Origin of the sequence: Allostigmatella hybrida, from assembly GCF_020103775.1 — a bacterium.
Lineage (GTDB): Bacteria > Myxococcota > Myxococcia > Myxococcales > Myxococcaceae > Hyalangium > Hyalangium aurantiaca.
On record NZ_JAHXBH010000035.1, the window covers coordinates 20,963 to 45,063 of the forward strand.

General features: G+C 70.7%; 2 protein-coding genes and 1 tRNA gene. All 3 read right to left on the bottom strand.

Annotated elements, in window-relative coordinates:
* Positions 1-217: 217 nt before the first annotated feature.
* Positions 218-292 (bottom strand) — tRNA-Gly (locus KY661_RS32750).
* A gap of 95 nt (positions 293-387) precedes the next feature.
* On the bottom strand, positions 388-5,544 hold the full coding sequence (locus KY661_RS32755) for a type I polyketide synthase (protein ID WP_225413945.1): 5,157 nt from the start codon (positions 5,542-5,544) through the stop codon (positions 388-390).
* A complete protein-coding gene (locus KY661_RS32760; protein ID WP_225413946.1) occupies positions 5,541-24,098 on the bottom strand; it encodes a type I polyketide synthase in 18,558 nt (6,185 codons plus the stop codon). The genes KY661_RS32755 and KY661_RS32760 overlap by 4 nt, the downstream gene beginning before the upstream one ends.
* Positions 24,099-24,101: the final 3 nt, after the last annotated feature.

Below are 24,101 nucleotides of genomic sequence, written 5' to 3' on the forward strand. Positions count from 1 at the left end.
CGCCGGTAGGGCGCTTCTGGCCCGGTCATGGAGCCAGCGGCACCTGTGCAGCCAAAGCGACCCAGGTCATTCCATACCGGTCTACATAGGATTTGTCGAGTAGCTTGCAAAAACCGATTTTCCCTATCCACGTGTCTCAGCAAACCAATCTCAGACCTGAAACGTCAGCGGCCGGAACCCTCTTTTGAAGGATTCCGGCCGCGTAGACTTCTTGAATTGGAGCGGGAAAAGGGATTTGAACCCTCGACCCTCGCCTTGGCAAGGCGATGCTCTACCGCTGAGCTATTCCCGCACACCCTGCTCGCGGAGATGTCGCGAGCGGATGCGCGTATACCGGCGCACTCCGCTTGGGTCAAGCTGCTTCTCGGGGACCGCTGCCCACGCGTCCTACGTCGCGGCTGAGGCCTCCAGGCTCCGGTGGATGTAGCGAGCAATCGCGGCGGTGTTCGGGTGCTCCATGGGCAAGGTGACGGGGAGTAGAAGGCCCGTCTCGGCGCGCAGCGCATTCACCAGATCCACTGCCAGCAGAGAGTCCAGCCCAAGCTCGTCCAGTCTCCGCGTGGGCGAGACAGGGATGGCATCGTCCAGCAAGAGCACGGTGCGGACGATTCGGCTCACATGGTCCAACACGAACTCCTCGTGCCGCGCCGCAGCGACTTGGCGAAGCGCGCTCACGAGCGGAGGCTCCGTGCTCACGGACGCCACGGGGCTTTGCACCTGCGGAGCCGACGCCGGGGCCGTCTTCGCCAATCCGCCCCGCGTCAGGTCCTCCAACAGGAGCCCCCTCACCGCGTTCCCGTCCTCATAGCAGGACCAATCCGCGGACATGCCGAGCGCCCACGCGCGGCCGCTGCCCATCAGCCGTCCGAGGACATTGACACCAAGTTCGGGGGCCATGGCCTGGAGCCAGTGCTTGCGCGTCGCAGAGGCGGCCGCGGCCATCCCCACCTGCCACGTTCCCCAGCTCACCGTGAGCGCTGGGAGCCCCCGCGCACGCTGGGTTGCCGCGAATGCGTCGAGGAAAGCATTCGCTGCGGCATACGCACCCTGCCCCGCATTGCCAAGCAGCGCCGCGATGGACGAGAAGCTCACGAAGAAGTCCAACGGCCGCTGCCGCGTGAGCGCATCGAGATGGACCGCGCCGGCCACCTTGGGGGCCAACACCCGCTCGAATGAGGAAGGGCCCTGGTTCACCAACAACGCGTCCTCTAACACGCCCGCAGCGTGCACCACGCCCCGGAGCGGCGGCAGCTGCGCTTCCATCCGGGACAACAGTGCCTGCACCTCTTCGCGGCGAGCCACGTCGACGCGCTCCAGCACGACGCGGACGCCACGCGCCGTAAGCTCCTGCTCGAGCGCGAGCACTTCCCGGCTGCCGCCACTCCGCCCCGCGAGGACCAGACAGCGTGCGCCCTGGTCCGCCATCCACGTGGCAACGGCCCGACCCAGCGCGCCTGCGCCTCCCGTCAGCAGGTAGCTCGCATCGCGCCGGAACGTCACCGGCTCTCCGTGCCCCGCCACTGCGCGCGAGAGCCGCGGCGTATGCCAGCCCCCACCGCGGAGCGCGGCACCTTGCGGCCAACTGCCTCCGAGCACCGCGTGGTACAGCCGCTCGGCATCCGCTGGAGTGCCCGGATCCTCCAGGTCCAACATCCCGCCCCACAGTGACGCGAGTTCATCCGCCACGACGCGGCCCAATCCCCACAACGCCGCCTGCGCGGGCGTGGGCAACTCGCCAGCATGGACAGCCTGCGCCCCTCGCGTCACGACGTGCACGCGCGCGCTCGCGTTGGCTTTGGCGAGCGCCTGCATCAGCGCTACCACCGGCCAGGAGACGCGGCTCGCCTCATCACCGAGCGCTCCGCCTTTCTCCCGGCTGTCCAGCGCCCACAGATGCACCACACGCGTCAGCGGCGGCCCCCCGGCCCCACGAAGCGCCTCGAGCAGGCGAGCGTAATCCGCGGCCTCGCCGGGGCGGACCCGGAAGCCGCCAGGCCCTTCGCTGAACGCATCGCCCGGGCGGACCCTGACGACCGAGGCAGACGGCGTGCTGCTGATGTGCGCCGCGAGCGCGTCCGCCACGCCCCCCTCATCCGCGAATAACAACCAAGAGCACGCTGTGGCCTCGACCTGCTGCGGAGAGGAGGCAGGGCTCCAGCCCACTTCGTACACAGACTCGCCGACGCGCGTCCGCAGCGAGGAAGGCAGCTGCTCGCGCGCCATCCACTCGAGGCGGACCCCCCTGGCCTCCAGCCGGGTCTGGCCCTGCCCATCCGTGAGCCACACATCCACAGTGGCGTCAGCCGTCCGGCGCACGGTGCACGTCAGCAGCTCACCCGGCACTGCCGCCTTCCCGAAAACCAGTCTTGCAATCTCACCCGGGAAAAACGCCCGATCCTCGGCGGGGGCGTTCACGAATGCGGCGGCCAACAATGACGTCTCGAGGAGAAGCGGGTCCCACCCCGTCCCGTCACCCCCGGCGCGAAGCTGCGCCACCGCCTCACGCCCGTTCGACCACACGGACTCGAGCCGTCGGCCGGGCTCGTGCCCCCACGTCCGAAGCTGTGCGGACACCTGCTCGGTGCCGAGCCGTGCCCCTTCGTTCCCATCCGTCACGATGGCCGGTGCCGGCCCAGGCGCGCCTCGAGGGAATGACAGCGTCCCTGAAGCCTGCCGCGTCCACGCGGGCGGCATGTCACCGCCGGGCGTGCGCGCGCTCGCAACTTCGAACGCATAGCCGTCCTTCGCCGGGGTGAGCAGCAGCTGGCTCTGGAGTTCACCGGAAGGGTCCGTCACCGCAAACGGAGCCTGGAGCCGGACGCGCTGCAGCTCGACACGTTCGCTGCCCGTCACCTGTGCCGCGGCCAGGTGCACGCGCACCAACTGAGCTGCAGAGGGGAGCGCAGGCCCGCCATCGAACCGGTGCTCCTTCGCGAAGGGGATCCCGGCCCCCTTCCAGCTCGCCTCGAAGCAGACGACGTCCCCCGCGAGCTCACGCCGTGTGCCGAGGAGTCCCGTACCGGGAGCGCTCTGGCGGTGAGGCCCCTGCGCCGCTGCTGCCTCCTCCAACCAGTAGCGCTCCTTGGCGAACGGGTAGGTAGGCAGCGGGATGCGTGGGCCGCGCTCACCCCGATGGAGGCCAGAGAGTTCTACCTGCACGCCTCGCGCAACGAGTTCTCCGAGGCCTTCCAGTATCCCTCGTGCCTCCTCTCGCTCTGGTTTCAGTGACGCGACCCACGTCACCGCCTCCGCAGTGGGTAGGCACTTGCGTCCCAGGCCGATCAGCGCCGGTTGCCTCCCCAGCTCCACGAATGTGTCGAACCCGGCCCCGCGCAACGCCTCGATCGCCTGCTGGAAACGCACCGGCTCGCCCGCTTGACGGCGCCAATAGTCAGCATGTGCCACCACTCCGGGCGCCGCCACCGCGCCAGTCACGGTCGATGCGAACACGCAGCGCGGTGGGCTGAAGCGCACCTGCGCGGCCGCCTCGCCCGCCTCGGGAAGCGCCTGCAGCCGCCGCCCGCGTTCGGCCGCGAGCCTCAGCGCGTCCTCAAGGCTCAGCACGCCCGAAACACACGCGGCGGCAAGCTCGCCAGCTCCGTACCCGAGCACCCCCTCTGGACGCACGCCAAAGGACGCCCACAGCTCGGCCAGCGCATACTGCATGATGAACAGCGCTGGCTGAACGATGGAAGCGTGTTCGAGCGCGCCCCGGCCGATCAGCGCCTGCGTCACGCTGGCCCCAAGCGCCGGCCCGAGCAGCTGCGCGCAGCGCTCCACGGCCGCGCGGTACACGGGTTCGGCCTCATAGAGTGTCCGTCCCGCGGCGGTGAGCGGCGCGAGCTCGCCCGTGAATAGGAATGCCACCCGCGGCCGCTGCGACGCGGACGCCTCACCAACCACAACCGTGCGCGAGGGCTTTCCCTCCGCGAACGCGCTGAGCGCCTCCTGGGCCTCTTCCCGGCCCTCCGCCACCACCGCCAGGCGGTGCGAGAGCAGCGAGCGCCCCAGGTGCGTGGACCGCGCGACGTCCGCCAGCGCCGCTCCCCCCGGAGCCCCGAGCAGCGCGGCGTACTGGCGCGCGAGCTCCCGGAGTGACGCGGACGACTTCGCCGAGAGGGTCAGCAGATGCGCCGGCCGGCCCACCGACACCGGGCGCTGCTCGCGCACGGGCGCCTCCTCCATCACGACGTGCGCGTTGGTGCCAGACAGACCGAAGGAGCTCACGCCCGCGATCCGCGGCGCGCCCGCGCGCTTCCACGGCTGCACTGACGCCGGGATGCTGAACGGCGACCCCGACAGCTGGATGCGCGGGTTCAGCTCGGTGAGGTGCAGGTGCGGCGGGATGGCCTCGTGCTGCAGCGACAGCGCCACCTTGATGATGCCGGCGATTCCCGCCGCTGCCTCCAGGTGCCCCAGGTTGGTCTTCACGGATCCGAGCCCGCACGTCGAGCCGTCCTTCCGGCTCGCGAACAGCTCTTTGAGCGCATCCACTTCGATGGGGTCCCCGAGCGGCGTCCCCGTCCCGTGTGCCTCGATGTAGCCCACCTGCTCCGGCCTCACTCCCGCGTTCCCGAGCGCCTCGGTAATCACCGCCTTCTGTGCCTGCGCGTTCGGCGCCGCGAGCCCCGTGCTGCGCCCGTCGTGGTTGACGGCAGAGCCGCGAATCACCGCGAAGATGCGGTCCTCGGCCGCAAGTGCATCTGGCAGCCGCTTGAGGACGACGACGCCGCAGCCCTCGCCACGCGCGAACCCGTTTGCGCGGATGTCGAACGACTTGCAACGGCCATCCGGCGACAGGGCGCCCAGGCGCGACAACATGACCATGCTCTCGGGCGCCAGGAGCAGATTCACGCCCGCTGCGAGCGCCACATCGGACTCACCGCCACGCAGGCTCTGGCATGCCAGGTGGAGCGCAACGAGTGAGGACGAGCACGCGGTGTCCACCGTGAGGCTGGGACCGTGCAACCCGAGGAAGTGCGACAGGCGGCCGGCGAGCACGCTCGACATCCCGCCCGTCACCGAGTGGGCATCGAAGCGCTCCAGACCCCGGCGCTGCGCGAGGATCTCGTAGTCATGGAGGCAACTGCCGACGAACACGCCCACCGCGCGCCCCTTGAGCCCATCCGGTGGCAGGCCCGCGCTCTCCAGGGCTTCCCAGCCCACCTGGAGCAGCAGCCGCTGCTGCGGGTCCATCGACTGCGCCTCGCGCCCGGAAATTTCGAAGAACGGCGCGTCGAACCGGTCCACCTCGTCGAGGAACGTGCCGTAGCGGGTGACCATCTTCCCGGGCGCCTGGGGATCTGGATCGTAATAGTCGTCCACGTTCCAGCGCTCTCGCGGGACTTCGCGGACAGCGTCGGTCCCCGCGCGCAGGAACTCCCAGAAGCGCTCGGGGTTGTCGGCGCCTCCCGGGAAGCGACAGCCGATGCCGACGATGGCGACGGGGCTCGGAGCTTTTCCCACCATCGCTGCGAGCGCGGCGCGGTCCTCGGGTGTCAGCTCCGCCAGGATTTCCGAGATGGCCTGAAGCGCTTCGTTCATTGCGACCCACCCTCCGTGGGGGTTTTCTTCTTGAGTTTGCGAAGCGCCGACAGGATGCGCGCGGCCCCCTCTTCGGAGACCTGCGCCGCCGGAGCTTCGACCGTGGCGCTGTTCGTGCCCGCGGGCAAGGCGGCCTCCGCAGGCAGCCCCGCAGCCGGCGGGGGTTCGCTCTCGAGCGGGACCTCGAGCAGCGCCGCCAGGCGGACCGCGAGCGCGGAGACATTCGGGTACTGCCAGACGATGGCCGTGCTGAGGCCCACGCCCAGCCCGCCTTCGAGCCGGTTGCGGAACTCAATGGCCATGAGCGAGTCCACGCCAAGGTTCTTGAACGGCGCGGACGGCTCGATGCGCGAGGGCGCGCAACGCAACACGCGCCCGAGCTGCTCCTGTAGGTAGTTCTCCAGCACCCGCGAGCGGTCCCCCGCCGGATGCGCGAGCAACTGCTCCCGCCACGTGCCGCCCGGCGAGGAGGCGCCCTGGGCCTCCTCGAGCAACGCTGACAGGAGCGGCGAACGTGCGGAGGACAGGTGCGACTCCCGCCACTGGCGCACATTGAGCCGCATGGCGCTCACCTGCACCGCGGCTTCCGTCAGCAGCCGCGTGAAGACCTCCGCGCCCTGCTGCGGCGTGAAGCTCTCGATGCCGCTCATGGCGAGGCGCTCACCCCGGTTGGACTGAGCGGCGGCGAGCCCCACCTCCGCCCATGGGCCATAGTTGATGCTCAGGCCCGGCAGTCCAAGCGAGCGCCGGTGGTGCGCGAGCGCGTCAAGGAACGCGTTCGCGGCGCAGTAGTTACCCTGGCCCGGCGAGCCGAGCACCGACGCCACCGACGAGCACAGGACGAAGCAGCCGAGGTCATCTCCTCGTGTGAGAACGTGCAGGTTCCAGGCGCCGAGAATCTTCGGCGCTGCGACCCGGCGCATCTGTTCGGGGGTGAGCCGCAGCAGGGTCGCGTCGTCGAGGACGGCCGCCGCGTGGATGACGCCCTGGAGCGGAGGCAAGCGCCGCCGGAGGTCCGTAAGGATGGCCGCCAGAGCACCCGCGTCGGCCACATCCGCGCGTGCGAATTCCACCCTCGCCCCTGAGGCGCGGAGTTCCTCCGCTACACGGAGCGCTTCAGCGGGCGGCTCGCTGCGCCCGAGGAGCACCAGGCTCCTCGCGCCGCGTGAGACAAGAGATCGTGCCAGCTGGAGCCCCACGCCGCCCGCGCCGCCGGTCAACAGGTATGTGCCGTCGGGCCGGATGGCCGCCCCGGACACAGCCGCAGGCAGCAGCGTCGAAGGGGCGCTCTCGCGGCTGAACGACAGCACCAGCTTCCCGACGTGCTCGCCCTGTGCCATCGCGCGCATCGCCTCGGCCACGCGCGAGACGGGCAGGACCTTGACGGGCGGCAGACGGAAGGCGCCGGAAGCGAAGCGTTCCAGGATCTCCGCCAGCAGCCGCTGGACGAGCGCGGGGCGGGCACGGCTCATCGAGCGGAAGTCCACCAGCGTGAAGCTCAGCTGCCGCAGGAACGGCTTGAGCCCCAAGGGCTGGTCCTGGACGTAGTCGCGCTTGCCGATCTCCACGAAGCGGCCGTACTCGCGCAGCACGCCGAGGCTCGCGGGGATGAACTCGCCTGAAAGCGAGTTGAGCACCACGTCCACTCCCTCGCCTCCCGTGCGCGCCCGCACTTCGTCCGCGAACGCCAGCGAGCGGGAGTCCATCACGTGCTGGATGCCCATGGAGCGCAGGAGCGCCCGCTTGTCCTCAGTGCCCGCCGTCGCGAAGATTTCCGCGCCTGCGAGCTGGGCGACCTGGACGGCTGCGAGCCCCACCCCGCCCGCTGCGGCATGGATGAGAACCCTCTCGCCCGCGCGCAGACGTGCCACGTGCTCAAGCGCGTACCAAGCGGTCAGGAAGGCAACCGGAATGGCGGCCGCGTCCTCCACTCGCATCCCACTCGGGAGTGGCGCGACAAGCTGGCTGGACGTCGTGACGAACGAGTCGAACGCGCGCGGGGCAATGCCGACGACAGCCTGGCCTACCTCAAGGCCGCTTACGCCCTTGCCGACGGCACTGATGCGTCCCGCGCACTCGAAGCCCAACGGGGGCCCTCCCGAGGCCTGCCCAGTGTCCTCCATCATCCCGAGCGCGAACAGAACGTCGAGGAAGTTGAGTCCCGCAGCGCCGACCTCAATCTCCACCTGGCCCTCGTCCGGGGGCTTGCGCCCAGACGCACGGAAGGCCACCTCGTCGAGCACCCCAGGCCGGACCGTCTCGACACGGAACGGCATCTCCGCAGAACGCACGACAAGCCTGGGCGGCGCCGCTGAGACGGCCCGCTTCAAGCGCGCCACGTACCTCGCGTGACCACGAAGGACGAGCTGGTCCTCGCGTCCGTCTCCGTCCAGGAGTTCCCGCTCAAGCGCATCCAGCTCCGGTCCGGACGGCTTGACGGACAGGTCCAGGCAGGAGGTCCTCAGCTCCGGGAGCTCGTGCCCAATGGTGCGAGCCAGCCCCCACAGCGGAGCCTGCGCGACGGCGAGTCCCGGGGAGGTGTCCAGCGGATGCACGCCTGCCGTCAGGAGCCACAGCTTCGGGGGATCCCTGCGCCCCGCGCGTGCGAGCGCCTGCACCAGCCGGAGCGCACTCTGCGTCCCCAGCTGCTGCGCCTCCTCGAGCGATGCCGCACCGAGGTCCTCGGTACCCGCAGCATCCAACGACCAGGCGTGGACCACTCCGGCCAGTGGAGGCGCCGACGCGAGCGCCTCCTTCACCAGGCGCTCCAGCCCCTCCGCGCCGGAGGCGTCGAACTCACGGCGGCCGTGCTCCGGCACGGACGTCCGTGCGCTCCTGAAGGCAAGAAGACACTTCTGGCCGCGCGCCTCAAGCCGCTGCGCGAGCGCCTCCGCCGTCCCGCCCTGGTCCGCAAGGATGAGCCAGGTCTGCGCTTGGACCTCCACGCGGGCCGTGCTGGCTGGCTGCGCGTCCCACTCCACGGCATAGAGCGTGTCGCCGAGCGCATCACGCTTCTGGCCCGGCAGATAGCGGATGAGAAGCCCTTCGACCTCCAGGAGGCGCTCGCCCGTCAGCCGGTACGCGAAGAGGTCCACGCGCATCCCATGCGTGTCGCTCGCGCGGCACACCGCGTGGCAGAGGACCTCTCCTTCGAGCGCTGCGCTGCGCTCCAGCCGCGAGATTCCGGCCGGCAAGGCGCGCATCCCCTCCGCCGGCTTCGCGAGCCCACCGGCGACCTGGAGGAGCGCATCCAGGAGCGCCGGATGCATGTGGTAGGCCCCCTCTGCCGCAGCGGCTGCTTCCGGCAGGCGGACGCGCGCGAGCGCCTCGCGCTCTCCGCGCCACAGCTCGAGCACGCCCTGGAACGCAGGGCCGTACTCGAGCCCCAGCCGCGCCAGTGTCTCGTAATGGGCCCCAGCCGCAATCGGCTCGCTGCAGCGGCTGCGAAGCGCGTCGAGCGTGCTCACGGCCGGAGACGCCGGCGTGCCACGGGCCTTCAGCACACCGCGCGCGTGACGCGTCCAGGCTTCCGTTTGTAACGCCCTGGCAAAGACTTCGAACTCGAAGCGGCCCTCGCCCACAGGGCCCACCACCACCTGCGTGGACACCGGCACATCGGTCAACGTGAGCACCTGCTCGAAGCGCACGTCCGCGAGCGCGCCGGGCGCCCCGAGGATCTGCTCCGCCGCAGCGAGCGCCATCTCGGCGTAGCCCGCCCCCGGGAACACCACACTGCCATCGACGCGATGGTCCGCGAGGAACGGCAGACGCGCCAGGCTCAGCTCCGCCGCGAAGTAATGACGGCGGCCGACGGCCTCGAGGTGGCGCCCAAGCAACGGATGGCCCCCTGCTTCCACACCTGCGCGCGCGGACGCATCCTCGGCCTCGAGCCAGAAACGCTCGCGCTGCCACGGGTACGCGGGAAGGTCAGCCAGGGAGGCGCCCTCCGGGCCGAGGTGCTCGAATGCCACGGGCTGGCCGGCGGCGTAGAGTCCGCCGAGCGTGGCCAGCATCGCCGTGCGCTCGTCCTCGTCGCGCTTCGCCGTGGAGAACGCCAGAGCGTGCTGGCCCAGCGAGCCGAGCCCCTCCTCGAGCGCGGGTACGAGCACCGGATGCGGACTCACCTCGACGAACGCGCCGTGCCCCTCCCGAACCAAGCGTTGGACGGCATCCCAGAAGACCACGGGCTGGCGCAGGTTGCGCGTCCAGTATTCCGCGTTCAGCTCGTCGCCGCGCACATACTCGCCCGTCACGGTGGACAGCATCGGCACCTGGGCCTGCATCGGCTGAAGGCCGCGGAGGCTCGCAAGCAGCGCGGGCGTGAGCGGCTCCATCTGAGGACTGTGTGACGCGTACGTCACCTTCACCCGGCGGCAGAAGATGCCCTCCGCCTCGAAGCGCTCGAGCAGCGCCTCCAGCGCCACCACATCGCCCGAGACAACGCTCGACCTCGGCCCGTTCTGGGCTGCGACTGCAAGGAGTGACTCCTGGCCCTTCAACCGCTGGCCGAGCTGCTCTCGCGACAGCTCGACCAACGCCATGCCACCCTGGCCCTCGACGGTTGCGACCGCCGCGCTGCGCAGGCAGATGACTCTTGCCGCATCCTCGAGTGAGAGCACGCCCGCCACGTGCGCGGCGGCGACCTCACCCATGCTGTGGCCCACCACTGCATCCGGCGTCAGGCCCCACGCGCGCCACTGCGCCGCCAGGGACACCTGCATCGCGAAGAGCAGCGGCTGCACCACCTCGACGCGTTCCAACAGCGCAGGCAACCCTTCGGACGCAAGCACCTCGAGGAGATCCCATCCCACGTGCGGCCTGAGTGCCTCGGCGCAGCGCGAGAGCGCATCGCGGAAGGGGGCCTCCGCCATCAACCGGCGCCCCATCCCAATCCACTGGCTCCCCTGCCCCGGGAACACGAACACACGCCTACGTCCCGCGAGGGCGCCGTCTCCACGCGTGCATCCCGGGCGCAACTCGCCTCGCGCAAGCGCCTCAAGACGTTCACTCAATTCCCCCGCGCTCGTGCCAACGGCCGCGAAGCGGTGCGTGTGGTGACTGCGCCGCCTCCCCGCCGTAGCGCAGATGTCCTGAAGCCTCGTGCGGTCCGCGCCCGAGACGTATCGTGCGAACGCGAGCGCCTGTTCGCGCAGCGCCGCCTCGCTCTTTGCGGAGAGCGGCAGCAAGAGCGCACCGTCGTGGACCCCGGTATTCGCCGCATGCGCTTGCGACGGCGGCTCCTCGATCAGCACGTGTGCGTTCGTGCCGCTCAAGCCGAACGAGCTCACCCCCGCGACTCTCGGCTGCGTCCCCTGTCGCCATGCACGCGGCGCGGAGGCGATGACGAACGGAGTGCCCTCCAGCGTCATGCGCGGGTTGAGCGCCTCGAAGTGCAGCTGCTTCGGAATCGCTTCGTGCTGCAGCGCAAGCACCGCCTTGATGAGTCCTGCCATTCCCGCTGCGGCTTCAAGGTGCCCAACGTTCGTCTTCACCGAGCCGATGGCACAGACCGAGCCATCGCTCCGTGCCCCTCCGAACACGTTGGCAAGGGCCTCGAACTCGATGGGGTCGCCGAGCGAAGTGCCGGTTCCGTGAGCCTCCACGTACCCCACCTGCTCTGGCTTCACGCCCGCAGCCGCCAATGCCGTGCGCAGGAGGGATTCCTGGGCGCGTCCGTTCGGCGCCGTGAGGCCACTGGACTGCCCGTCCTGGTTCACGGCCGAGCCCTTCACCACCGCCCAGATGCGGTCCCCGTCGCGCACGGCATCCGAGAGCCGCTTGAGGACCACCACACCGCAACCCTCACCGCGCACAAAGCCGTTCGCGCGCGCGTCGAACGCGCGACAGCGGCCGTCTGGCGACAACGCCTGCGTGCGCGCAACCACCTCCATTGATAGCGGCGACAGGATGAGGTTCACGCCTCCCGCGAGCGCGAGGTCGCTCTCGCCGCTGCGCAGGCTCTGACACGCCAGGTGCAGCGCCACGAGCGACGAGGAGCACGCCGTGTCCACCGAGAGGCAGGGGCCCTGCAGCCCAAGCAGGTAGGAGATGCGGCCCGCCGCGAACGCGTGCCCGTTGCCGGTGCTCGAGTAGATGTCGAGCTGGTTCGCCGGTAGCGCGAGCGTCCGCAGGTTGTAGTCCTGGCTCATGATGCCGACGAAGACGCCGGTCTTGCTGCCCACAAGCCGGTCTGGGACCTGGTGCCCATGCTCGAGCGCTTCCCAGGCGACTTCGAGCAGCAGGCGGTGCTGCGGGTCGAGCCCCGCCGCTTCACGCGGTGAGACGCCAAAGAACCCCGCATCGAAGCCGTCCACCGCATCCAGTAGCGCCGCCCATCGCGCCCCCGCGTGCACGGGCGGCCGCCCTCCAGGCCACCTCGAAGCGGGGATCTCCTTCACCGCATCCACGCCGCTCTCAAGAAGCTGCCAGTAGGACTCCAGGTCCTTCGCGCCACCCGGGAAGCGGCACCCCAGCCCCACGATGGCAATGGACTCCGGGGCCGTAAGGGTGGCGAGCGCCGGCTTCGCGATGGGGGCGCCCGCCACGGCTCTGGGCTCCTCCGCGAGCGACTCGGCCACGCGGCCGAGCAGGTGCTCCACCAGCCCCGCGAGGTGCGGAACCGAGAATGCCACCGTCGCCGGAAGCTTGAACCCGAGGCCCGCCTCAAGCCGGTTGCGCAACTCAAGCGCCATCAACGAGTCCAGCCCCAGGCTGCGCAGGGGCGCGCTGCGCTCGATGGCACGGACATCGTCGTGCCGCAGCACCTGGCCCAGCTGCTCGCGCACGAACTGCTCCACGAGCGCGGGGCGCTGGCCCGCCTGGGCGCGGCGCAGTGACGGCAGGAGCACCGCAGCCCCCTGCGGGGAGGCTGCCCACGCGGCCTGCGCAGTGCCCTGAAAGAGGCCACCCAGACGCCCGCTTGCCGCCACCTGCGGATAGAACTCGCGCCACTGCCGCCCGTCGATGTCCATAAGGACGAGCTGTCCATGGACGGACCCGAGGACGCCGTCGAGCAGGGCCGTCCCCTCCTCCGGGCCAAAGCTACGCAGTCCGCGCGCCGCCAGCCGCCGTCCACGCTGCTCCTCGGCCGCAGCCAGCCCGACGCCCGAGAACGGGCCCCAGTTGATGCTCACGGCCGGCAATCCCTGAGCGCGCCGCCCAAGGCACACCGCATCCACGTAGGCGTTGGCCGCGGCGTAGTTGCCCTGGCCAGGTGAGCCCAGGACCGACGCCACGGACGAATAGGCGACGAAGAAGTCGAGCGCGTGCCGCCGCGTCAACTGGTCCAGGAGTCTCACCCCCTGCACCTTCGGGCGCGCCACGCGCTCGAAGCGCGCGGCGTCCTGGGCCTCGAGGAGCGCGTCATCGATGACGCCTGCGGCATGCACCACACCGCGCAGCCGCTCGCCGAGCCGCTCCAAGAGCCGCGCGAGTTCCACCTCGTCCGCGACGTCCACGCACGCTACTTCGACCTGGGCCCCAAGCGCACTGACGGCCTGCTTCTGCTCGGGCGTCCGCGCGCCCTCGCGGCCGAGCAGCACCAGGTTGCGCGCTCCCCGGGCCACGAGCCACCGCGCCGCCTCGAGCCCCAGGCCGCCGAGGCCGCCGGTCACCAGGTAGACGCCTGCGGGGTCGATGTGCCACGTGCGTGTTGTGCCGCTGCGGCGGACCCGCCGCAGCCGTCCCACGAAACGCGCGCCCTCCCGCAGGGCCACCTCCTCGTCGGGGCCTGCTGCCAGCACCTCTCTGGAGACGTGCGCGCCATCCCCTGGCCGGCCTTCCACGTCCATCCGCGTGCAGTGCAGCTCGGAATGCTCGTAGGCCACAGTGCGCGCGAGCCCCCACGCCACGGCTCCGTCGGGACGGACCGCGTCGTTCGGCCGCACCTGCTGCGTGCCTTGCGTGACCACCCACAGGCGAGGCACGTCCCTGAGTTCAGCGCCGCAGAGCGCCTGCATCCAAGCGAGCGCCGTCGCGTACGCAGCGGCGTAACTCCCCTCCGCGCCACTGAGCACGACGATAGCCCCACTCAGCCCTTCTGATTCGCGGCGAAGACGCCCGGCACTTGCTGCGGCGTCCAGCCGCTCCACATGCGCGCCAGCAGCTTCGAGGGCGCGTTGGACGTCGTCCGTGAGTTCCGCACCGTCACCGTGCAGCCAGTAACGGCCCCCACGCGTCCGCGCTGCCGGCAGAGCAGCCTGCTCCCAGCCTACCTCCCACGTCCACTGTTGCCACGCACGCGCGTCGTTGCGCAGGGCTGCCGGGTCCGCGCGCTTGAGCTGCAACCCCTCGACTTCCAGCACCAACTCACCGGCCTCGTCAAAGACGCGAAGGCTGCCCACACACGCCTCCTCGGAAACGCTGCGCAGCGCCGCGTGGCAGAAGCGGGGGCCTCCCCCGCGGCCGAAGAAACGCAGCCGCTCGAGCGCGAAGGGAATGAACGCCTGGCCCGCCGGGAGCGAGGGTGCCGCGGCGACCAGCGTCTGAAGGCATCCGTCCAGCTCAAGCGGGTGCAGCAGGCTCCCGCGATCGGAGGGAACCGCGAGTTCAATCCTTCCAAGCGCCTCCCCCGGGGCGCGCCACAGTTGCCGCACCGACTGGAGCGAGGGCCCGAGCGCGATGCCGCGGCCCCGCAGCTCTTCGTACCACGGCTCGGTCTGCGCCTCCTCCGTGCACCGTGCCCGAACGGCCTCGATCGGCTCGGAAGCTCCGAGCTGCGCTCCGGCGCTGACTCCACCCCTGGCGTGCGTGTGGAAGGTGTCCGAGGCCGTGCTCGCGGTGGAGAATGTGTGGGCGGCGCCCTGTGCGGCAGGCATCAGCAGCACATGCAGGCGCGCCGTGTCACCCTCGGCCAGGAGCAACGGATGCGGCAGCTCGGTCTGCTCCAGCGTCAGCGCGGTGGCGCCGAGCGCCTCGGCCGCGGCGCTCATGACGGCAGCCAGATGGTACGCGCCCGGAACAATGAGCTGGCCATGGACGCGGTGCTCGCCGAGATACTGCTGCCGCGCTGTGCCCACGCTCGACACGAAAAGGACTTCGCGCCCGGGGCTGCTCACGCGGCTGCCGTGTAACGCGCTGCCCGATTCGACGGCGGCGTCTTCCACGCGGTCCGCTACGCGCGGTGCGCTCCACCAGAAACGCTTGCGGTCCCAGGGATAGCCGGGGAGCGGGGCGGGCTTCGCACCCTCGCGGAACAGCGCCTCGAGCCGGACCGGCTGCCCCAGCGCATACGCAGCGCCCAGCGTCGCGAGCATCGAGACCGACTCGTCGTCGTCGCGCCTGAGCGTGGGCAGGTCCACCGCCTGCACCCCGAGCGAGCTGAGTCCCTCCCGGATGGCCGGCAACAGCACTGGGTGCGGGCTGACCTCGAGGAACGACGCGCAGCCCTCGCGCGCGAGAGCCTGCACCGCCCCCCAGAAGCACACGGGCTCGCGCAGGTTGTTCACCCAGTACGCCGCCGTCAGCTCCTCCCCCGCCACGCGCCGCCCAGTGACGGACGAGATCATCGTCACCTGTGCGCGCTGCGGCGTGACGCCCGCGAGCTGAGCCAGGAGCGGCGCCTTGAGCGCATCCATCTGCGGGCTGTGGGAGCCGTACGTCACCTTCACCTTGCGGCAGAAGACGCCGTCTCGCTCCAGGCCTGAGAGCACCTCATCAAGCGCCTTCAGGTCACCCGAGAGCACGCTGGTGCGTGGCCCGTTGTCCGCGGCCACCGCGAGGCGGTCTTCATAGCCGCGCAGCCGCGCTTCGGCCTCCTCGCGGCCAAGCTCGACCAGCGCCATCCCGCCTTGTCCCTGCACGGTGGCCACTGCGGCGCTGCGCACGCAGATGATGCGCGCTGCGTCTTCGAGCGAGATCGCCCCTGCCACGTGCGCCGCCGCGACCTCGCCCATCGAGTGTCCGAGGACAACGTCCGGCTCCACGCCCCACGCCCGCCACTGTGCGGCGAGCGCCACCTGCATGGCGAACAGGAGCGGCTGAACCACTTCGACCCGCTCGAGCTGTGCCGCCAGGTCCGGCGCGCGCAGCAATTCCACTGCGTCCCAGCCCGTGAACGGCTGGAGCGCTCGCGCGGTGGCCTCCAGCGCGGAGCGGAACGCGGACTCGCGCTCCAAGAGCTGACGCCCCATCCCAGCCCACTGGCTGCCCTGGCCCGGGAAGACCCAGACTCTCAGGCCCTGGGGCCGCTCGCCAGGACTGCGCGCGCAGAACGCCGGCGACTCACCCGCAGCCAGGGCCTCAAGGCGCTGCCTCAACTCCTCCGGCGTCCTGCCAGCCACGGCCAGCCGGTGCGCGTGATGCGTGCGCCTCGTTGCGGCTGTGAAGCACACGTCCTCGGCCGGGGCGGCCTCAAGGTGGCGCGCGTAGCGGGCCGCCAGCTCGGTCAATGCCGCCGGACTGCGTCCGGACAGCGCCAACAGGTATGCAGCGGGGCTGACGGCCTGCGGGGGCTCGGCCGCAGAGCGCGGCGCCTCCTCAAGGATCAGGTGCGCATTGGTCCCGCTGAGTCCAAACGACGAGACGCCAGCGATGCGGCGCCGCTCCCCTGCTGGCCAGCGGAACTCTTCCGTTGGGATGATGAACGGCGTCCCATCCAACGACATGCGCGGGTTGAGCGCCTGGAAGTGCAGGTGCCTCGGGAGTACGCCGTGCTTGAGCGCGAGCACCGCCTTGATGATCCCGGCCACTCCGGCTGCGGACTCAAGGTGCCCGATGTTCGTCTTCACAGAGCCGAGCACGCACGGCTGCCCGCCGGTGCGCGGCTGCCCGAGGACGTCCTTGAGCGCCTCGAACTCGATGGGGTCGCCGAGCGACGTGCCCGTGCCGTGCGCTTCCACGTAGCCGACCTCGGACGGCGCGACGCGCGCGCTCCTCAGCGCTTCCTGGAGCAGCGCCCGCTGGGAGAGGACGTTGGGCACGGTGAGACCGGTGGAGCGGCCGTCCTGATTTACCGCGGACCCGCGGATGACGGCCCAGATAGGGTCGCCGTCCGCGAGCGCATCCTCAAGCCGCTTGAGCACGAGGACGCCACACCCCTCGCCCCGCACGAAGCCGTTCGCGCGCGCGTCGAACGTGCGGCAGCGCCCGTCCGGTGACAGCGCCTGCGTCCTCGCCACCATGTCCATCGAGTGCGGCGAGAGGATGAGGTTGACGCCGCCTGCAATCGCCAGCGCACTCTCCCCGGACTTGAGGCTCTGACACGCGAGGTGCACTGCCACTGCGGAGGAAGAACATGCGGTGTCGACCGAAAGCGAAGGGCCCTGCAGCCCGAGCGAGTACGACAGCCGCCCCGCTGCGAAGCTGTGGCCGTTGCCGGTGGTCGAGTAGACGTCGCGCTCCTGCGGCGCCAGCGCGAGCCCCTCGAGGTTGTAGTCGTCGTTCATCAGCCCGACGAACACTCCCGTCTTGGAGCCCACGAGCCGTTCAGGGAGTTGGTGCGCATCCTCAAGGGCTTCCCATGCCACCTCGAGCAGCAGCCGCTGCTGCGGGTCCATCGCCGCTGCCTCGCGCGAGGAGATGCCGAAGAACGCGGCGTCGAAGCCCTCGACGTCGTCGAGCAGGGCCGCGTACTGCCCCCCAGGCGCGAGCGGCATCCGCCCACGGGGCCAGCGGGACGGTGGCAGCGGCTTCACCGCATCCACCCCTTGTGACAGCGCGCGCCAGTACGCCTCGGGGTCAACTCCACCGCCCGGGAAGCGGCAGCCCATTCCGATGATGGCGATGCCGTCCGCGCCCAGTTGCCCGGCAGGGGTCCCAGAGGCCGGAAGTGCCGCGGTGCTGCCGGCGGCAGCATCCACGCTCGCCGTGCGCTCCACCTCGATGCGCGTCGAGAGATATCCGGCAAGCGCGCCAAGGTTCGGGTATGTCCAGACGAGCGTCGCCGGGAGCCGCTGCCCGAGCGCGGCCTCAAGCCGGTTGCGAAGCTCTAGCCCGACCAGCGAGTCCAATCCGAGCGTCTTGAAAGGAGCATCGCTCTCGATGGAGCGGCTTTCGATTCGCAGCACCTGCGCCAGCAGCTCACGCAGCCACTCCTCGATCAGCGCGGGGCGCTTGGAGGGCTCGGCCGCTGCGAGCCGCTGTTGCAGCACTGCGCGCGCCGGTTTCGCAGAGGGCCGCGCCCTGCGCTGCGCCAGAAGCCCCTGCAGCCACGGCGAGCCCGCGGCCTGCGGGTAGAACTCCATCCACTGGCGCTCGTCGAGATCCGCCACGATGGCCTGCGCACCGCGCACCCCGAGCGCGCGTCCGAGCAGCGCCATACCCTCGCCTGCGGAGTAGCTGCGCAGTCCCCGCGAGGTGAGACGCGCACCGCGGTTCTCCTGGGCCGCCGCGAGCCCCACGCCGGCGAACGGCCCCCAGTTGATGCTCAGCGCCGGGAGTCCCAGCGTCTGGCGGTGCCGCGCGAGCGCGTCCAGGGACGCATTCGCCGCGGCGTAGTTCGCCTGGCCCGGCGATCCGAGGACGGACGTCACCGAGGAATAGAGGACGAAGAAGTCCAGCGCGAGGCCGCGGGTGAAGCGATGGAGGTGGTACGCACCGAACACCTTCGCGGCGGCCACGCGGCGGTACAGCTCGGCGTCCTGGTCCACGAGGAGCGCGTCCTCGAGCATCCCTGCCGCGTGAATGACGCCCTTGAGCGGAGGCAGCTGCTGCGCGATGTCCGCGAACAGCCGCTCCACTTGGGTGGCGTCGGATACGTCGCAGGACAGCAGATGGACGATGGCGCCTTCTTGCTCAAGGGCGCGGAGGGCCTCTAGCTGCTGCGCCGTGGGCACTCTGTTCCGCCCCACGAGTGCCAGCTGGCGTGCCCCGTTCTCGACGAGCCACCGCGCGGCAAGCAGCCCGAGACCACCGAGGCCGCCGGTAACGAGATACGTGCCATCACCAACGAGCGCCGGAGGCGGCAGCACACGGCGCGAGGTCCGCATGAGCCGGCCCACGTAGCGGCCCGTAGCACGCAGAGCGACCTCCTCCTCCACGTCGCCGGAGAGGAGTTCTGCGGCCAGGGCGTCCGCATCTCTCTCGAGTGGCGAGGCGGGAAGATCGACTCGCGCGCACCGCAACTCCGGGTGCTCGTAGGCCACCGTGCGGCCGAGCCCCCAGAGCACCGCGAGTTCCGGCAGGACGACCTCGTCCCCCGGGGCCTGCTGTGTTGCCCGCGTCACCAGGTAAAGCCGAGGTGGGTCCCGGCGCGCAGCGCGGGCCATCGCCCGAATCCAGGCAACGGCCGAGCCGAATGCCTGCGCATCGGAGGAGTGGCCTGCCATCACCACCACACCGCGCAGCGTCCCCTCAAGTGCCGCTGCGCCATCGCCGCCCGACAGCGGGAGCCTCAGCACCTCGGCACCGTGCGAGCGGAGTGCCTGCGCCAGCGCGTCGGCGGGGCCCGCATCGTCGGCACAGAGCACCCACCGCCCCGGCTCGCGTGCCGCCGCTTGCACCCGGTCCTGGCGCAGCCACGCGGCCTCCAGCGCCATCTCCGTCTCGGCGGCAACCTGCTCCGCCCCAAACTGCTCCCGCACGGCCTGCTTGAGCTGGAGCCCTTCCACCTCGGCGACGACCCTTCCCGCTTCGTCGAAGACGCACAGGTCTCCGAGGCAGGCCTCTCCCGAGCTCGTACGCACGACAGCGTGGCAAAAGGCTGGCCGGCCGGCGCCAGTGCTCACGGTCAGCCGCTCAAGTGCGAAGGGGACGAACGCCTTCCCTGCCTCCAGCCCGGGCGCTGCCGCAATCAATGTCTGGATGCACGCGTCCAGCTCGACCGGGTGCAGCGGAGCCACGCGAATGCCCAGCTCTACATCGGGTGCGAGTCTCGCGAGCGCTTGGGCCTCTGCGAGCCACAGCTGGCCGACTCCTTGGAACCGCGGGTGCAGTTCGATCCCTCTTTCCGCGAGGTCTGCATAGAACCGCTCGGGGTCCGCAGCGCGACGGCAACGGGCCTGCACGGCAGCCAGGGACTCGCCGTGCCCAAGCGCCCTGCCCTGCGTCAGACGCCCTCGCGCGTGCCGCCTCCAGGGCTCCTCCGGGTCCACGCCCGCCGTGGATGCCGAGGCCTCGTACACCGCACCCGCCTCGTCCGGCGTGAGCAGCAGGTGGAGGCGTTCCGAGCGCCCGCCCGCGAGGGGCAGGGCCCGTGGAATCTCCACCTGCTCGAGCGTCACCTCCGCCCCAGCGAGAAACTCCGTGGCCGCCGACACCAGCGCAGCGACGTAGAACGCCCCGGGCACTACGACGTCACCGAACACGCGGTGGTCCGCGAGGTAAGGCTGATGTTCGATGCCCACCGGGCACACGAAGTGCGCATCGCGCCCGGGGCTTTGCAGGCGCCGGCCGTGCAGCGCGTGCGCCAGCCCCGCCTCTTCCGCCGCGGGCTCAAGCCAATACCGGGCCTTGTCCCATGGGTAGGTGGGAAGCGGGATGGCCCGGGAACCTGGTGGAGAGAGCCGCTCGAACGCGACGTTCACTCCGCGGGTGTATAGCGCCGCCACCCCCGCGAGCAGCTCACCCCGCTCGTCCTGACCGCGCCGCAGCGAGGCGAGCACCCGCGCCGGGGAGCCGAGATGGTGCACGCTCTGCTCAAGGGCCGGGACGAGGACCGGATGCGGGCTGAGTTCGACGAGCGCGTCGAAGCCCTCCTCCACCAGCGCACGCACCGCCGGATAGAACTGGACCGGCATGCGGATGTTGTCGAACCAGTAGGTGCCGGACATCTCGCGCCCGTCCGTCCATGCACCGGTGACCGTCGAGCGGATGGGCACGGTCCCCGCCTGCGCGCGGACGGAATTCAGCTCGCTGAGCATGTCCTCCCGGAGCGCATCCATCTGGGGGCTGTGAGACGCGTAGTCCACCTTCACGCGGCGGCAGAACACGCCCTGCGCCTCGAGCGTTCCGAGCAGCGCGTCGGCAGCGTCCGCCTCGCCCGAGATGAGCGTCGTCGAGGGGCCGTTGATTGCCGCAACCGAGACCTTGTCCACGAGGGGGGCCAGGTGCGGGACCAGCGCGTCCGCGCTCAGCTCCACCAGCGCCATCGCGCCGTGGCCGCTGGTACGCTTCGCCAACCGGCTGCGCACACAGATGATGCGGACCGCGTCCTCCAGCGACAGCACACCGGCGACGTGTGCCGCGCCCACCTCGCCCATGCTATGGCCTACCACCGCAGCCGGCTCCACGCCCCACCCGCGCCACTGGGCTGCCAGCGCCACCTGCACAGAGAAGAGCGCCGGCTGAATCACCTCCACGTCGCCGGTGAGCCGGGACGTCTGCTCGGGCGCACGCAGCTCCTCGAGCAGGGACCAGCCTGCGATCTTCAGAATGGCCGCGTCGCACTGATGAAGCACGTCACGGAAGACGGCCTCTTCCTGCATCAGCCGGACGGCCATCCCGACCCACTGCGAGCCCTGTCCCGGGAAGATAAAGGCGACGCGTGGCCGCCGCCCAAGAGGCGGCTTCGGGGAGTCCTCGCCAGCCGCGAGCCACGCATCCAGCGCATCCGCCAGCTCACCCCGGGTGCGCCCCGTCACGGCCACCCGTAGCTCGTGGTGCGTGCGCTTCACTCCCGCGGTGAACGCGAGGTCCACGGGCGAGCCGCCCTCTGGCGATCGGAGGAGTTCACGCACGTGCTGCGTGAGCACGCGCAACGCGCCTGGGCTCTTCGCAGAGAGCGGCAACACCACCGCAGGCCCCGCCGGCGCATCCACGTCCGGCCGTCGCGCCCGGAGCGCCTCAGGCAGCGGCTGCGCGTGCACACCCGGATACACGCCCTCCCAGTCGGGCGACGCACCCCGCTCGTACAGCGCCCCGAGCGTGAACAAGAGGCCCCCGAGCGCGTCCTCGCCACGCCGGAACGACGCGAAGACAGGCGTGGATGCGCCCCTCGGGCTGTTCTCGTGGACGAGCCGCTCGAGCGTCGCATGCGGGCTCACTTCCACGCAGAGCGCCCCGGGGCGCGCGAGCACCGTGCCGATGGCGGCGGAGAAGCACACTTGTTGCCGCAGATTCCTCGCCCAGTAGGCCGCGCCACACTCGGGCCCGGCGAGCACAGCACCGGTGACGGTGGACACCATCTCCATGCGGCTCTGCTGCGGCCGAATTCCGGCGAGCCGTTCCTCGAACCGGGCGAGCAGCACGTCCATCTGCGGGCTGTGCGACGCGAACGCGATGCTCACGCGGCCCCCGCGAATTCCGCGCGACGCGAGCACGGCGAGCAGCGTCGCGAGTGCCTCCTCTCCACCGGACAGCACGCTGGAGCGCGGGCCATTCTCCGCGCCGAGCACGAGATCCACGCCAAGCTCGCGCACGAGCGCCAAGGCGTCCTGGGCGCCCAGCGCGAGCCACACCATCCCACCCTTCCCCGCCAGCTCACGCGTGAGGACCCCGCGCTCGTGGATGACCCTCACCGCGTCTTCCAGCGACAGGATGCCCGCGACGTGGGCTGCGGCAACCTCACCCACGCTATGCCCGACAACCGAATCCGCATGCACTCCGAAAGAGCGCCACAGCGACGCGAGCGACACCTCGAGGGCAAACAGCACCGCCTGAACGACATCCACTTCCGCCAGGCGCGAGCGCGACGGCGGAGCCACCAGCTCGTCGAGCAGAGACCAGCCCGCGAGCGGCTGGAACAACCGGTCGCACGCCTCCATCCTGGCGCGGAAGTGTGCAGAGGAGGCCAGAAGGTCGCGGCCCATGCCCACCCACTGCGCGCCGTGCCCCGGGAACAGGAAACACACGTGGGGGGCACCGCTCACCGGCGCGGTGCGGCTGTCCCGGAGGCGCGCGGAGAGCAACTCCGCCATCTCACCGGGGCCTCGCGCGACGAACGCCGCACGCACCGGCCCCTCCGAAAGCGAGAGGCCCGCTGCCTTGATCACGCCTCGAAGCTCTTCCGTCTCGTGGAGCGCCGAAACAACATCCAGGAGTTCGAGCACACGGCGGCGCAACGTCTGGGCGTCCGGGGCACCGAGCGCCAGCAGCGTGGCGGGGCTCGAGGGGCCCGCCTCCAGAACGGCGTGCGCGTTCGTCCCTCCGAAGCCGAACGAACTCACCCCCGCGACCGGCACCTCGCCCGTCACAGGCCAGGGCTCGCGCTCGGTCTGGACCTTCAGCTTGAGCCGCTCGAAGTCGATGTGCGGGCTGGGCGTCTCGAAGTGGAGGTTCTTCACCAGCGCGCGGCGTTGGAGCTGCAGCGCGACCTTGGCCAAGCCTGCCATGCCGGCAGCGGCCTCCAGGTGCCCCAGGTTCGTCTTCACCGAGCCGATACGCAACGGATGCTCCGGCACCCGTCCCGCCCCGAGCACAGCACCGAGTGCGCCAGCCTCGATGGGGTCCCCCAGTGCAGTCCCCGGTCCGTGGGTCTCCACGAAGTGGACTTTCTCCGGGGGTACACCGGCGCGCGCGTACGCCTCGCGCAGCACGGCCTCCTGCGCCTGGGGGCTCGGCGCGGTCAGGCCGTTGGAGAAGCCATCGTTGTTGATGGCGGTGCCGCGCACCACGCAGTAGATGCGGTCGCCGTCACGCAGGGCGCGGGAGAGCGGCTTGAGCACCACCACGCCCCCGCCCTCGCTGCGCACGTAGCCGTTGGCGCGCGCGTCGAACGCCTTGCAGCGCCCGTCCGGCGCCATCGCGCCGAACTTGGACATCGCCACCGTGCTGAGCGGGGACAGGATGAGGCTGATGCCTCCTGCGAGCGCCACGCTCGCCTCCCCGCTCCGCAGCCCCTGACACGCCAGGTGCAGCGCGACGAGCGACGAGGAACACGCGGTGTTGACCACCAAGCTCGGTCCGCGAAGCCCGAGCACGTACGACAGGCGTCCCGCCAGAATGCTGGTGTCCTGGCCCGTGGCCGTGTACGGGTCCACCTGCCGCTCGCTGGCCAGGCGAGCGTAGTCACTCCACATCGCTCCCAGGTAGACGCCGGTAGGGCTCTCGCGCAGCGCCTCAGGGACGATGTTCGCGTCCTCCAGCGCCTCCCACGCCAGCTCCAGCGCAAGCCGCTGCTGCGGGTCCATCTGGGCAGCTTCGCGGGCGTTGATGCCGAAGAAGTGCGGATCGAACCGATCCACCCCCTCCAGGAACCCACCCCACCGGGTGCTCATCTTCCCAGGAACAGCGAGATCCGGGCTAAAGTACTCGGGGAGGCTCCAGCGGTCCGGGGGGACCTCGCTGATGGCATCCTTGCCCTTGCACAACAGCTCCCAGTACGCCTCGGGCGAACTCGCACCGCCAGGGAACCGGCAGCCAATGCCGACGATGGCGATGGGCTCGTCTTCTCCGGAGGCCCGGGCCCCTTCGGCCGCGGGCTCCTTCACGGACGGGCCCGCGCCCGGGCTCGTGGTCAAGTAGGCAGCAAGCCGCTCGAGCGTCGGGTATTCCCACGCCAGCGTCGGCGGCAGCGCGCGCTTCAGGTGCGCGGACAGACGGGCCACGAGTTCGGTAGCGCGCGCTGAATCCAGTCCGAGCGTCTTGAACCGCGCCGCCGGGTCCAGCGCGTCCGGCGCCACGCCGAGCAGCCCCGCCAGCTGCGAGCGCAGCCACCCCTCGAGCTGCGACTTCTGCATGTC